The organism is Candidatus Zixiibacteriota bacterium (assembly GCA_016933955.1).
In the GTDB taxonomy this organism is placed as follows: Bacteria; Zixibacteria; MSB-5A5; order GN15; family PGXB01; genus JAFGTT01.
The window spans coordinates 57,652-72,071 of sequence record JAFGTT010000024.1 but is presented as its reverse complement, the minus strand read 5'-3'; the positions used below and the strand labels follow the sequence as shown (position 1 = coordinate 72,071).

General features: G+C 46.5%; 11 protein-coding genes. All 11 read left to right on the top strand.

The window, feature by feature from the left end:
- The first annotated feature begins 565 nt into the window (after positions 1 to 565).
- Positions 566 to 2,641 (top strand): elongation factor G, encoded by a 2,076-nt coding sequence (gene fusA, locus JXQ28_08310; protein MBN2277732.1) that lies wholly within the window; start codon positions 566 to 568, stop codon positions 2,639 to 2,641.
- Positions 2,642 to 2,801: 160 nt separating this feature from the next.
- Positions 2,802 to 4,070 carry an NCS2 family permease gene (locus JXQ28_08305; protein MBN2277731.1) on the top strand — a complete coding sequence of 423 codons (1,269 nt, stop codon included), beginning with the start codon at positions 2,802 to 2,804 and terminating at the stop codon, positions 4,068 to 4,070.
- 264 nt (positions 4,071 to 4,334) lie between these two features.
- Entirely contained in the window at positions 4,335 to 4,991 is a 657-nt protein-coding gene (locus JXQ28_08300; protein MBN2277730.1) for a hypothetical protein, read from the top strand.
- A gap of 93 nt (positions 4,992 to 5,084) precedes the next feature.
- Entirely contained in the window at positions 5,085 to 6,443 is a 1,359-nt protein-coding gene (locus tag JXQ28_08295; protein ID MBN2277729.1) for a sigma-54-dependent Fis family transcriptional regulator, read from the top strand.
- Positions 6,444 to 6,585: 142 nt separating this feature from the next.
- Positions 6,586 to 7,401: a fibronectin type III domain-containing protein gene (locus tag JXQ28_08290; protein ID MBN2277728.1), complete on the top strand. Its 816-nt coding sequence runs from the start codon at positions 6,586 to 6,588 to the stop codon at positions 7,399 to 7,401.
- Between the two features lie 41 nt (positions 7,402 to 7,442).
- Positions 7,443 to 8,918 carry a DUF4384 domain-containing protein gene (locus JXQ28_08285; GenBank protein ID MBN2277727.1) on the top strand — a complete coding sequence of 492 codons (1,476 nt, stop codon included), beginning with the start codon at positions 7,443 to 7,445 and terminating at the stop codon, positions 8,916 to 8,918.
- Between the two features lie 61 nt (positions 8,919 to 8,979).
- A complete protein-coding gene (locus tag JXQ28_08280; GenBank protein ID MBN2277726.1) occupies positions 8,980 to 9,336 on the top strand; it encodes a hypothetical protein in 357 nt (118 codons plus the stop codon).
- A gap of 159 nt (positions 9,337 to 9,495) precedes the next feature.
- Entirely contained in the window at positions 9,496 to 10,527 is a 1,032-nt protein-coding gene (gene hrcA, locus JXQ28_08275) for a heat-inducible transcription repressor HrcA (protein ID MBN2277725.1), read from the top strand.
- Positions 10,528 to 10,534: 7 nt separating this feature from the next.
- The gene (gene grpE / locus JXQ28_08270; protein ID MBN2277724.1) at positions 10,535 to 11,218 is read left to right on the top strand and encodes a nucleotide exchange factor GrpE; all 684 of its coding nucleotides are present in this window, start codon (positions 10,535 to 10,537) and stop codon (positions 11,216 to 11,218) included.
- Between the two features lie 53 nt (positions 11,219 to 11,271).
- Positions 11,272 to 13,215 carry a molecular chaperone DnaK gene (gene dnaK, locus JXQ28_08265; protein MBN2277723.1) on the top strand — a complete coding sequence of 648 codons (1,944 nt, stop codon included), beginning with the start codon at positions 11,272 to 11,274 and terminating at the stop codon, positions 13,213 to 13,215.
- Positions 13,216 to 13,259: 44 nt separating this feature from the next.
- Entirely contained in the window at positions 13,260 to 14,420 is a 1,161-nt protein-coding gene (gene dnaJ, locus JXQ28_08260; GenBank protein ID MBN2277722.1) for a molecular chaperone DnaJ, read from the top strand.

The following is a 14,420-nucleotide window of genomic DNA, read 5'->3' as shown; positions in this document are numbered from 1 at the left end:
TGGACACTCACAAAATAACAATTATCCCTCTCATGTCAAGAACTTTCTTGATCATAAACTAAAATACGACTGTATGTAGTAATGAAAAGGGGAGATGGAAGCATAGTAAATTCATAAGTTCCGGCTGTTAAAAAATATTGCGTTTTGGGTAAAAAACCAGTTCTCAATATGATTTTTCGGGGAACGGGGAAGCATAGAAAAGAATCTGGGTGGGCAAATATGGATACTACAAAACAGCCGCAAGGATAAGATGACAAATATAAAAACAGCCGTGGCCGGGCCCATAGAGATTGTGAATAATATCACATTCATGTGTTGAAACAGGATTCCCGGTGATATGGCTGGCAAGTAGACTTTGTGATTATATTCACAATTGAAAACAGATGGATGATAATTTCAACGATGTTTGATCCGGAAAATGTAAGCCATATTCTCTGTTGCCGAGCAAGCCAGAATGGTCCCGAAGCGCGGTAAAAATTATGATAAAGAATTTGACAAAAGGGACGGGTCGAGGTATACTTACACGCTTATAGAAAAAATTATACTTGCAGAGGAGGATATCCCGGTGAAGGTTTTTGATACCGACCATGTTAGAAATATTTCTCTTATTGGCCAGCGGGGATGTGGAAAAACCAGTTTAGCTGACGCTATCGCTTACTCATCCGGCATTACCAATCGGCTTGGAAAAGTTGATGATGGCACATCGCTGTCAGATTATACCGAAGAAGAAATCAATCGGAAAAGCTCAATCGGCCTTTCAATATTGGCCTGTCCGTGGAAGGATGTCAAAATCAATGTCCTGGATCTGCCGGGTCATGCCGATTTCATCGGCGAATTGATTGCCGGGCTTAATATTTCGGATGTCGCGATTATGGTTATCAATGCCACTGCCGGAATTGAGGTTGGCACGGAAATTCAATATCGATATGTCAAGAAATTCAATCTGCCAAGGCTCTTTTTTATCAATAAAATCGAAAAAGAACATGTCAAAGCGGCTGATCTGGTTAATCAGTTACAGGAACGCTATGGTCTTAAGGCCATCCCGGTTCAATTACCAATTGGTGAAGGTTTGACATATAAAGGCGTGGTTGATCTGGTCAAAATGAAGGGGATTACCTTCGACGACAAGGGCAGGGAAATCGTGGGTGATATTCCCGGCGACCTGAAAGACGCCGCTGAAAAAGGCCGTCAGAAACTGATGGAATCGGTGGCTGAATCGGATGATGCCCTGCTGGAGAAGTTTTTCGACCAGGGCGAATTGTCCGCCGCCGAGATAGTTGACGGGATGAAAAAGGCCATAGTCAAACAAACGATTTACCCGATTTTATTTGGTTCCGCGGATTCTAATTCCGGTGTCCAGACCATGATGGATTTTGTTGCGGAGTATCTTCCTTCTTCGAATATGCTGCCGCCATTAAACATGCTGAAAGGTGCCAAGGAGGAAATCGAAAGCGTTAGTGTTGCGTCATCGGGCGATCCAATAGCCTTTGTATTTAAAACCGTGGCCGAGGCTCATGTGGGTGAAATAGCTTTATTTAAGGTGATATCGGGCAAGGTTTCGCAGGGAATGGATATTTATAATCATACGCAGAGCGCCTCCGAAAGAATCGGTCAGATTTTATCGATTACGGGTAAGGAGCGAAAGGATATTGAGACCGTTAATGCCGGTGATATCGGGGCTCTGGTGAAATTAAAATCCACCCGGAGTGGTGATACCCTGGGCAAGAAAGACCGCAGTCTGGTTATGCCGCCGGTGGAATTCCCGGTACCGGTCATGGATATTGGCATTAAGCCGAAGGCCAAAGGAGATGAGGAGAAACTATCGACCGGACTGCAGAAAATAAGGGATGAGGACCCGACTTTCAAGATTGAAATTGACCCGGCTTTGAAACAAACTGTTTTGCTGACTCAGGGCTCGACTCATGCGGAAATATTGCTGAGCAAGTTGCAGAAAAGATATGGTGTTGAGGTGGAGACATTCAAACCCCGAATTGCCTATCGCGAAACCATCAAGGGGAAAATCGAAATCCAGCACCGATACAAAAAACAAAGCGGTGGCCGGGGGCAATATGGCGATGTGCATCTGCGTCTGGAGCCCAATGAGCGCGGCTCAGGTTTTGTGTTTCTGGACGAGATCAAAGGCGGAGTTATTCCCAGCAAATATGTCCCCTCGGTGGAAAAAGGCATCATCGAGGCCATGCAGGAAGGCGGTCTGACCGGATCGCCGGTGGTTGATGTCAAGGTGGCTGTTTTTTATGGCTCCTATCACGCCGTTGACTCATCGGATATGGCTTTCAAGATCGCGTCTTCAATGGCCTTCAAGGAAGGCTTTTTGAAATGCACCCCGATCTTGCTGGAGCCCATAGACAAAGTCGAAATTCTGGTTCCCGAGGATTTTACCGGTGATGTTATGGGAGATTTATCATCACGCCGGGGCAAGATTGCCGGTATGGATCCGGAGGGTCGTTATACCAAAATACGAGCCACCGTACCGCAGGCGGAGCTTTATAACTACTCGGTTGATCTCAGGTCCATGACTTCCGGGCAGGGGTTTTATCTAAGGGATTTTTCTCATTATGATGAGGTCCCGCGGGAGGTGACCGAAAAGGTTATTGACGAGATTAAGAAAAGTAAAGAATAATAGTCTATTGGATTGTTTTCCCAAAAGCCCGTTATCAGACGGGCTTTTATTTTGACCGCAAAATCCACCTGATTGCAAGATTACTCCTCAGAATTTAAATATTGGCTTGAATAAATAAAAAGTCTATTTATTCTTTAATCGGAATTCCGGGGATAGAAACATGACAGACAATCAGGATTATAATACCAGGACAGAAATTATTGCCGGCCTGACCACTTTTTTGACCATGGCCTATATAATGTTTGTCAATCCGGATATTCTCTCCGTAACCGGGATGGATAAAAACTCGCTAATTGCGGTAACCTGTTTGATAACCGCCATCGCCACTATAATGACCGGATTGGTGGCGAACAGCCCGATTGCAATGGCTCCGGGAATGGGTCTTAATGCCTTTTTTGCATACTCAATTGTCCTCGGTGAAAAAGTCCACTGGCAAACGGCCCTGGGAATTGTTTTCCTTTCGGGATTATTTTTTTTCATTCTGACCCTGATCGGTATCAGAAAAAGGCTGGTTGAAGCAATCCCGCGTTCTCTTATTTATGCCATATCAGTCGGAATCGGGCTTTTTATCACCTTCATCGGTCTTACAAATATGGGATTAATTGTCGACAATAAGGCCACCCTGGTATCCGCCGGGGATCTTACCCCGACAGTATTAATCGGTCTGGCGGGTCTGCTGGTAATGGTTATTCTCGAAAGTATGAAAATAAAGGGATCTTTGATTCTGGGAATGATGCTCAGCACGACTCTGGGATTGGCTTTCGGCTATGTTGATTTCCCGGAGGAATGGATTTCCTTCAATATTGATATCACTCCGGTTGCATTTCAACTGGATATTATTGGGGCGCTAAAAGGCAGCCTGATGGGGACTATTTTTGCCCTGATGTTTATGGATATGTTTGACAGTATCGGTACCATTGTGGCCTGCAGCTACAAAGCGGGTTTGGTCGATGATGACGGAAATATCCGGAGAATCGATCGACTATTGGGAATTGACGCGGTGGCGACCATGATGGGAGCTCTTCTGGGGACATCAACCACAACTGCCTATATTGAATCGGGGGCCGGAATCGAGCAGGGGGGAAAGACCGGACTGACAGCTGTAGTGACTGGATTGATGTTTCTGACCGGCCTGTTTTTTATCCCGGTTATTGGCATGGTGCCGTCATTTGCCACCGGCCCGGCCCTGGTATTGGTCGGATTATTTATGATGAAAGAGGTGACAAAAATCGATTTCACGGGAATGGATGAAGCTTTCCCGGCCTTTATTATTATTGTTATGATTGCACTAAGCTACAGCATCAGTACCGGACTGGCATTTGGATTTATTTCTTTTACCGTTCTAAAAATATTTTCGCTGAAATTTGAAGATATCCGGCCAATCATGTGGGGTATTGCCGTTTTGTCCATTATATTTTTAATTGTATAGGATATTCGGGCAATATTTTTATCTCTCGATTGTGCCACCTGTCGATAAAGCCAACGACGGATATGTATGTATCGGTAGTCAATTTAGGGCATGTTTAGCCTTTCATATTGTAAAAAGAATTATACAAATCTGTTGACAAAACGTCATATTATTGCTTAATTCACAAACTGATTTGGCTATGCGAATTAGGAATACCAGTTCCGGCCGAAATTGGTATGGTGGTGAAGTAAAGTAATTTATTTGATAAACGATGAGGGACATTTAATGAATAGTTCAAAAAAGCTCATCATTTTGACTGTGATTATATTGCTGTCAATAGCCATTTTGGGGCATGCTGAAGACGAGGAAAAATGGCGGAATTTTGAAGTTGCCATGGATGCCGGTTTGACTTTGCCGATGGGGGAGCTTTCCGATTGGAATGATTCCCTGGGTGCCAAGGTTGGTTATAATATTGGCACTTTCGGCGGCTATTACGTGACGAATTCCATGTGTGTCGGCATCTATTTTGACTATAGCCGGATGAAAATGGAAGAACCGCCATCGGAGGGAACCTGGGATCGCAAATTCCAGATGTATAATTTCGGAGCCTATGTAAAATATGCCATTGTCGGCGAGTCCAACTTTGAACCCTATGTCAAATTGACCTGCGGTGCCGTCTGGACCAAATTCCCGACCTGGGTGACCGAAGATCTCAATCGTCTGAGAGAGCAATCTTATGATCCTGCTCTCAGTCTCGGAGGATATCTGGGATTGATGTATTACACTTCCGATTATGGAGCGATTTTCCTCGAGGCCGGCTATCGTAATGATTTTACTGATGGAACCGAGGCGGACTATCGCGGATTTATCAGTACGATTAATGAAAATCTGAATTATGTCGAAATAAGAGGCGGTGTAACGGCCTTCTTTGGCTCGGAATAACGAAATCATTTTTGATAAAACTGAAAAAGACCCCTTGGATTTTGAAGGGGTTTTTTGTTGTCAATTTGCCGGACTTCTGATATTTTGCTTTCTATGGATAGGGTAAAACTATTGCTGGTCGATGATGAAATCGGGCAAAGACAGATGCTGGCCGGGTATCTGGAAAAAAAAGGCTACAAAATAAGCCAGGCGGCTTCGGGGGAAGAGGCTCTTGAGGCCTATAAATCCTTTTTTTCACCGGTTGCGGTGGTGGATATGAAAATGCCCGGTATGGATGGAATCGAATTGATTGAACGTCTCAGGGAGATAAATCCTTTTATCCAGATTATCGTATTGACGGCCTTTGGTTCGGTTGAGACGGCTGTTGAAGCCATGAAAAAAGGAGCTTTTCATTATCAGACCAAGCCGGTTGAACTCGAAGAATTATTGCTGAATTTAAATAAGGCGGCCGAGCAGCATCGGCTGGTGGTCGAACATAAATTGCTGAATGACACCGTTCGGGAGCGATTCGGATCGGGGGAATTAATCGGCAAATCAAAAGCCATGAAAGATGTGCTGGATTTGATAAATTTGGCCGCTCCGGGTGATTCCACAGTTCTTATTACGGGTCCGTCGGGGACCGGAAAAGAACTGGCGGCGCACGCGATTCATTCACTCTCGCCCCGGAAGGAAAATCGCTTTGTGGCCGTGAATTGCGCCGCCATCCCGGAAAATCTTCTTGAATCCGAGCTTTTTGGATTCGAAAAAGGCGCTTTTACCGGGGCTGACAGGCGTAAACCCGGGAAGTTTGAATTGGCCGATGGCGGGACGGTGTTTCTCGATGAGATCGGGGATATGCCCCTGACAATGCAGGCCAAGCTACTCCGTGTTCTTGAAGATCGAAAGGTGGAGAGACTGGGCAGTGAAACCAGCCTGTCGCTGGATGTTCGGCTGATAGCGGCAACCAACAAGGAACTTGACCAGTTGATGGATCAGGGCAAATTTCGCGATGATCTTTATTTTCGCCTAAGTGTGGTTATTATTAAAATGCCGCCTTTGATCGAACGCCCGGGCGATATTTTTCTGCTGGCTGAAAAATTCCTGGGAGACTTCTCGCGCAAACTGGGCAAGGATATTAAAGGATTCAGCCCCGAAGCCGCTTCAGCCCTGGTTTCCTATAACTGGCCGGGGAATGTTCGGGAATTACAAAATGTAATTGAGAGGGCGGTGGTTTTATCCCGGCATGAGGTGATAAGCACGAATGAATTGCCGGGTCTAAGGATTGATTCGCCGCAATCCACCGGCCAATTTGAAAAAATAGCCGATATCGAAAAGGATCATATCAGAAAAATATTGGATCGTATGGATTGGAATATCGGCAAAACGGCTGATGTCCTTGGAATTCACAGAAATACCCTCCGTACAAAAATCAAAGAGTATAATCTCTCTCAATTTGATCAAAAGGGTGCATGAAATTTCGGGAATGACCATTTTTTGTGCCCGGTCGATTTACGGCTCAATCATATAACAGCGCCAACATGTTGTGTAGCAATAGAATAAGCTAATTGGCATGATCTTTGATTATTGTTTTAGCAGGTGAAAAAGGAGATTCAATATGAAAAGACTGCTAACTTCCATAATAATACTCTCAGCCGTGATATTAACGGGCTGTGATGACGAGACTGTTCGTTACATCGATAATACCCCGGCGGTTCCCCAGGGCGTTTATTCGATAACGGGCGATAATGCCGTTTATATCTACTGGTTGCCGGTCCAGGATGATGATCTGGATTATTATCGGGTCTGGTGGAGTCCCGACGATGACGTCTATGAACTAATGGCAACCACCGATGATGAATATTATATCGATACCGATGTGGAAAACGGAACAACCTATTATTATGCCGTATCCGCTGTCGATCGGGCAGGTCAGGAATCGGCCTTATCCTATGAAACCGTATTTGACACCCCCCGGCCGGAAGGGACCAATCTTTTTATGGCTGATTTTCATCAAATGCCGGAAGATGCCGGTTACGATTTTTCGGAGGAGACAACTCTGGATTACAATGATGACAATGCCGATGTTTATCTCGAATACGATGACAATCTTGAGACCTTTTTCTTATATGTAACCGATGTCACGACAGATATTCAGGATGTCGGGTATACCTATGATTTCGATGAAATCGGTTATGCCCCTGATGGCGGCTGGTCGGCCGTGGGCTGGACAGAAGTCATTGAAGGGCATACCTACATTATCTGGACCAGGGATAACCATTTTGCCAAGTTGCGGGCATACAATTTTGTCGGTGCGGCCGGAGTTCAATTCCAGTGGGCCTACCAGACGGCCGAGGGTAATCCAGAACTGGCCCGCCCGCAACACGATGATAATTATCTGAAAAGGACCATTAATGGCACTATTATAAAATAATGGGCATGATCTATTAATTTTAAATAAAGCAGGTGATTAAAATGAAAAGTATGATAACGAAAATGGCAACTCTGACCCTGGCGCTTGCTCTGGCAGTTCCGGCGGTCGGGGGCGAGATAATTCCCTATGAACGGGAGGTCGATTACGCCAGTTATATCAAGTATGACCGATTCCTTAATGCCGAGGTGTGGACCGACGATGACGAATATTACCAGGGCGATAATATTACGATTTCTTTCCGCACCAACGAAGATTGCTATGTTGCCGTTTATAATATTGATACCCGAGGCCGGGTAAATCTTCTTTACCCGACCGAAAGATGGCACGAACTATATGTTGAGAAGGAGCGTATCTATACTATTCCAAGCCATTATGATGATTATGATCTGACGGTTCAGGGACCGGATGGCATGGAATTCATTCAGATTGTGGCCTCGCGTGACCCGATTATAATTCCCGATTGGTATAATGGATCGGACCTGGTTTGCGATGATGACCCTTATGATTTTATGGATTATATCAACGCCACTTACTTCAGTTGTGACCATAACTGCCGGCGGGCCTTTGATGTAACGTCATTTGTGGTCAAGGAGTGGCATGATTACTATTTCCGACCGGTTCATATCTATGAACATAATTACCATTATGACTACTGGAACCGTCCCTTCTGGGATTGGGGATTCTATGGCGCCATGTATATCGATTACCCCTTCGGAGCCACTATTTATATCGATGGTGTTTACTGGGGAGTGGCACCTCTATTCATTCCCAGAATCTATTATGGGTGGCACTATGTCACAATCTATGACCATTATGGTTATTGCTGGGAAGACCGGGTCGATGTCACCCGTAGGAAATCGATAGTCCTGGACGAAACTTTAATTAAGACCACTTCGACCGTGAAGTCGCGATTTAAAGAGGTTCAGAAACAGGGGTATCTCAATCCGGCGAAAAATGGTTATCCTGATTATGAAAAACAGGTGACGATGAAGAAAACCCAGCAACCGATCGTGAGCCAGTCCGTCCCCGGCAGCCGCTATAAAATTGCCGAAGAGAAAACGGTCAGGTCGAAATATGACGGCTATTCTACCTCGGCCAAAGTTTCATCGGATAAAACCGGTTCGAGTTATCGCGGAAGCGGTAAATCCAAAAGTGGCAATGATGCCGATAGGAATACCCGATCAACCGATTACAAAACGAGATCGGGAAGCAAATCAGGATCAGACTATATCGATAATAAAACCACCCGCAGTAAATCCTCCGGCAGTTCCTCGAAATCAGGTGAATCCTCCAATTCCAGGCAGTCGGATAAGGTGAATAAATCCGGCGATTCCAAGCCGTCATCATCATCCACCCGGAGTAAATCTTCAGGCGGTTCGAGTGGTTCATCGAAATCATCCGACAGTCCCGATTATAGGAGTAAGTCGACCTCATCATCAGGGTCGACTTCCTCGGCCGGTTCCATGAAAACCCAGTCCTCCGGTTCAAGAGGAGGAGCATACAAGAAAGGGAAATAAGGACAAGTTTTAAGTTGACCCGGTCGATATATTATTTAAATTATTTGACAGGAATAGCAGTATGAAGAAAATATTGATAAATGTTTTGATCCTTTCTCTGGTGTTCAGCGGAATTGCTTTTGGTGTGGATAAGACCAGTTCCAAAAAGGTCAAAAAGAATCCCGATCCGAAAGTGATGGTCGAAAACAAGGATGACAGCCAGTCGACCAATCAGCCATCGAACCGGGTCATAAACCAACAATCCCTTCAGGAAAATCCAAGAGACTATAACGATTTCGTTGACAAGAATAACAATGGAATCGATGACCGGGTGGAAAGTAAGCGCAAAACGGTACCTGCGACCGATAAAACGCCTCCTGATGATAAAGTCCCGGATGATAATACAACGCGGGATTCCACCAAACAATCACAGCCATGAACCGGTTTTCGGTTTAAATCAAAATTTTCGTTATCAGTCTAACCGGATTATTACGTAAATTATTCCTTGACTAAAGAGTAAAATTATGTACAATGTTTAGCACTCTTACGAGGAGATTGCCAAACTTTTGAATTAAGTTATTGTATAATAAAAAGTAAGATGGCCTTTGAAAACCTGACAGATAGAGAAAAACAGGTTCTCCAGAACCTGATTGACCACTATATTAAAACCGCCGATCCGGTTGGATCGCGGATTATTGCCAATAAGTACCGTATGGGTTTATCCCCGGCCACTATTCGCAATACCATGCAGGATCTGGAGGAGATGGGATTGATTCACCAGCCGCATACCTCAGCTGGGCGGATTCCGACCGACAGTGGGTATCGGGTTTTTGTGGATATGCTTCTCAAGCAGGAACCGCTGACTTCAGAAGAAGAAATCAAGATTGCCAATATTATTAAGAAAGGCAACAAGGGTATTGATGCTGTTCTTGCTCAAGCCAGCAAGGTTCTGGGGGAGATAACCAGCCAGCTTGGAATCGGGTTGGCCCCGACTTTCGAAGAAGGGAAACTTGATCGGATCGATATTATCCCGGTGGCCGACGGTAAGATTTTGATTGTTCTGACCATAGAATCCGGTCTGGCCAGATCGATTCTGATGGAGGTCGAATCGGATATCAATTCTGCCGACCTGATTCAGATGCAAAATATCTTAAATGAAAGGCTGGCCGGATTGTCTCTGGGCCATATCCGGAAGACAATCAATGAACACCTGTCCGATACGGCCTGCTCGCCGAGACTGATCAAACTTTTTATCGACCCGGAGATAGACATCTGGACAAATGAATCGGGCCAGGGAATTTTTATCACCGGAACCAACAATTTGATATCCCAGCCGGAGTTCGCCGATCGGGATAAACTCACGGAGTTTGTCAGTTTCCTTGAGGAAAAGCAAGCCCTCAAGGAGTTGCTGGAATCAAAGGTGTTCGGTGAAGGTATTGTTATCACTATCGGGAGTGAAAATTCGCTGGATCAGGTCCAGAATTGCTCAGTAGTTACCTCATCATACCAGGCCGGTAAATTATCCGGGATTATTGGAATTATCGGTCCGACTCGTATGCCATATTCACGGCTGATTTCAATTGTGGAGATGACCGCTAAATCATTGACCAAATCATTGTCCGAATCGTGAGGGATAAATGGGAAATAAATCCGATAAAGGGAATAAAATCGAAGTGGAGATCAGGGATAAAAAGGAATCTCAAACTGCGCCGGATACGGATGATCAGAAAAATCCTGCCGTAGATTCAGAAAATTCAAAGCTCGAATCCCCGGTTTCTGATGAGAATATCCGGGGAAATAAAACCGGGGCCGTTGTCGAACAGGATACCGAAAAGCTCAAAGCCGAATATGAACTGAAAATCAATGCACTCGAGGATCGGTATTTGCGGCTGGCGGCTGAATTCGATAATTATAAGAAACGAATGGCCCGACAATATGCCGAGCTCACGAAACAGGCCAATGAAAACTTGATTTCGGAATTACTCGAAGTCATTGACAATTTTGAGCGGGCGCTGAAGGCGGCTTCGGAATCGGCCGATTTTAAGGCCCTGTTGGCCGGGACAGAAATGATTTATACCAGTCTTTATGGTATTATGGAAAAAGCCGGATTGACGCCTATCGACGCTGTCGGGCAGCCCTTTAATCCGGATCTACACGAGGCCATGCTTCAGATCGATTCCGATGAATATCCTGAGGGTGTCGTGGCCCAGGAAATCGCCCGGGGATACAGACTCAATGGGCGGGTAATCCGCTATTCGCGGGTAGTGGTAAGCCGTGGAACCGGGGATAAGACAAATAATAGCGATTCTGATTCTAATTGAGATATAGAATAACAAATAATGATAATTTGAGTGTGGAATAAAGGAGATAAAAAATGGGCAAGGTTATTGGTATCGATCTGGGGACAACCAATTCGTGTGTGGCTGTTCTTGAGGGAAATGATCCGGTGGTTATACCCAACCAGGAAGGCGGGCGGACGACTCCTTCAATTGTGGCCTTTACCAAAAGCGGTGAACGACTGGTCGGTTCGGCCGCCAAAAGACAGGCCGTAACCAACCCGGAATCAACCGTATTTTCCATCAAACGGTTTATGGGACGCCGCCATCATGAAGTCGGCAGCGAGGAAAAGATCGTTCCCTATAAGGTTGCAGCGGATGAAAAGGGTGAAGTAGTGGTTATTATAGGCGACCAGCGTTATGCCCCGCCGCAGATTTCGGCCATGATTCTCCAGTCTTTGAAAAAGAGCGCCGAGGACTATCTCGGGACCGAAGTCAAACAGGCAGTCATTACGGTCCCGGCATATTTCAATGATTCGCAGCGCCAGGCCACCAAGGATGCTGGCCGGATTGCCGGACTGGAGGTGTTGCGGATAATAAACGAACCAACCGCGGCATCGCTGGCCTATGGCCTTCAAAAGAAGAAGAACGAGAAAATAGCCGTTTATGATCTCGGAGGCGGGACTTTCGATATTTCCATTCTGGAGCTGGGTGACGGGGTTTTTGAAGTCCGTTCCACCAACGGTGACGGGCATCTGGGGGGGGATGATTTCGATCAACGGATTATTGACTGGATGGCTGATGAGTTCAAAAAGAGCAATGGGATTGATCTGCGCCAGGATCGAATGGCTTTGCAACGACTGAAAGAGGCCGCCGAAAAAGCGAAATGCGAGCTTTCCGGAACCATGCAGACCAATATCAATTTACCCTTCATCACGGCCGACCAGAACGGACCCAAACATCTTGACTTGACCCTCAGCCGGGCCAAACTGGAACAACTGACCGATGATCTTCTTCAGCGAACCATCGGCCCCTGCCGCAAGGCCTTGGAAGACGCCAAATTATCGGCCTCGGAAATCGACGAAGTTATTCTGGTTGGTGGCCAGACTCGAATGCCCAAGGTTCATGATATCGTAAAAGAATTGTTTGGAAAAGAGCCGCATAAAGGAGTCAATCCTGATGAGGTGGTGGCGGTCGGGGCCGCTATTCAGGCCGGAGTTCTTTCCGGGGATATGAAGGATGTGGTTTTGCTTGATGTGACGCCGCTCTCGCTGGGGATTGAAACCCTGGGCGGAGTCATGACCAAATTGATTGACCGCAATACGACTATTCCAACCCGTAAGAGTCAGATTTTCTCCACGGCCTCGGATAATCAACCGGCGGTCAGTATTCATGTTCTTCAGGGAGAGCGGCAACTGGCTGTCGATAACCGGACTCTGGGCCGTTTTGATCTGGTGGGGATTCCGCCGGCTCCCCGGGGAATACCTCAAATCGAGGTGTCGTTTGATATTGATGCCAACGGTATCGTTCATGTTTCAGCTAAAGATCTGGGGACAGGTAAAGAGCAGTCCATCAGGATACAGTCATCCTCGGGGCTGTCGGAGCAGGAGATTGATAAAATGGTCAAAGATGCCGAACTGCATGCCGAGGATGATAAGACCAAGGAAGCAATCATCAAAGCCCGCAATGAGGCCGATCAATTGATATACACTACCGAAAAGTCATTGAAAGATTACGGAGATAAAATCAGCGAACAAGAAAAGAAAACGATTAACGAGAAAATTGAAAAACTCAAAGGTCTCCTGACCTCCGATTCCGCTGAGAATATCAATCAGGCCAAAGAGGAATTGATGCAGGCGTCGCACAAACTGGCCGAGGAGATATACAAACAAACCGCCTCACAGCCCGGTGGCCCCGGCCCGGAACAGGGTGGCCCTCAACCGGAATCGGAACCAACCCAGGCCGATTCTGAGGGGAGTGGAAAGGATGACGGGGCGGTCGATGCCGATTTTGAGGTTGTGGATGAGAAGGACGACAAGTAATTTTATAATAAGCGATTACAGCAATATGATAAAGTAATACATTAATGGCAAGACGCGACTATTATGAAATTCTGGGTGTTGGCCGCGGGGCCTCGGAAGATGAAATAAAATCAGCCTATCGTAAACTGGCTTTAAAATATCATCCTGATCGAAATCCCGGCGACAGCACGGCCGAGGAGAAATTCAAGGAGGCCACCGAAGCCTACGAGGTTCTCAAGGATGGCCGGAAACGCCAGACCTATGATCAATTCGGCCATGCCGGTCTGTCCGGTGCGGGCGGCTTCGGTGGTGGTGGGTTCGATTTTGGCGGGTTCGCCCTGAGCGATGCCTTGCGGGCATTCATGCGTGATTTCGGGGGATTCGGGTTCGGTTTTGATGAGTTTTTCGGCGGCGGGCGGCGACAACGCGAGGCCTATAATCGCGGTGAAGATTTACGCGCCCGGATTGCTCTTACTCTGGAAGAAATTGCCACTGGCGTGGAAAAGAAGCTGAAAGTCAAACGATATGAGGAATGTACCGATTGCGGAGGCAGCGGAGTAGCCGCCGGGGCCTCGAAACAGACCTGTCCCGATTGCCGCGGGGCGGGGCAGATTCGTACTATATCCAAGACTTTTCTGGGAACAATTCAACAGGTCAGGACCTGTCCGCGATGCCGGGGGGCAGGAGAAATTATCACCAATCCCTGTCAGGCCTGTCGGGGAGAAGGACGGGTTCAGACAGTCTCCAGTATCAGGGTAAAGGTCCCGCCGGGAGTTTCTTCGGGTAATTATATGACGCTTGAGGGAAAGGGTAATGCCGCCAGGGGCAGGGGAGTCCCCGGTGATTTGATTGTTGTTTTTGAAGAAAAAGAGCATGCTCATTTTACCCGTCAGGGCGATAATATCATTTGCGAAATTCCCATCTCATTTACCGCGGCGGCACTTGGGGGGGAGGTCTCTATTCCCACTCTGAATGAGAACCACATGCTGAAAATCCCGCAAGGGACGCAGACCGGAAAGGTCTTCCGTCTTAAGGGAAAAGGGCTCCCTCATTTAAATTCGAACGGGCATGGCGATCAAATGGTCAGAGTTCATATCTGGACCCCGACCCAATTATCGGCCGAGGATCGTAACCATCTGGAATGCCTGGAAAAATCCCAGACTTTTATGCCTCCGGAATCGGACAAATCCTTTTTCCAGAAATTAAAAGAAACACTTGGAATGTAA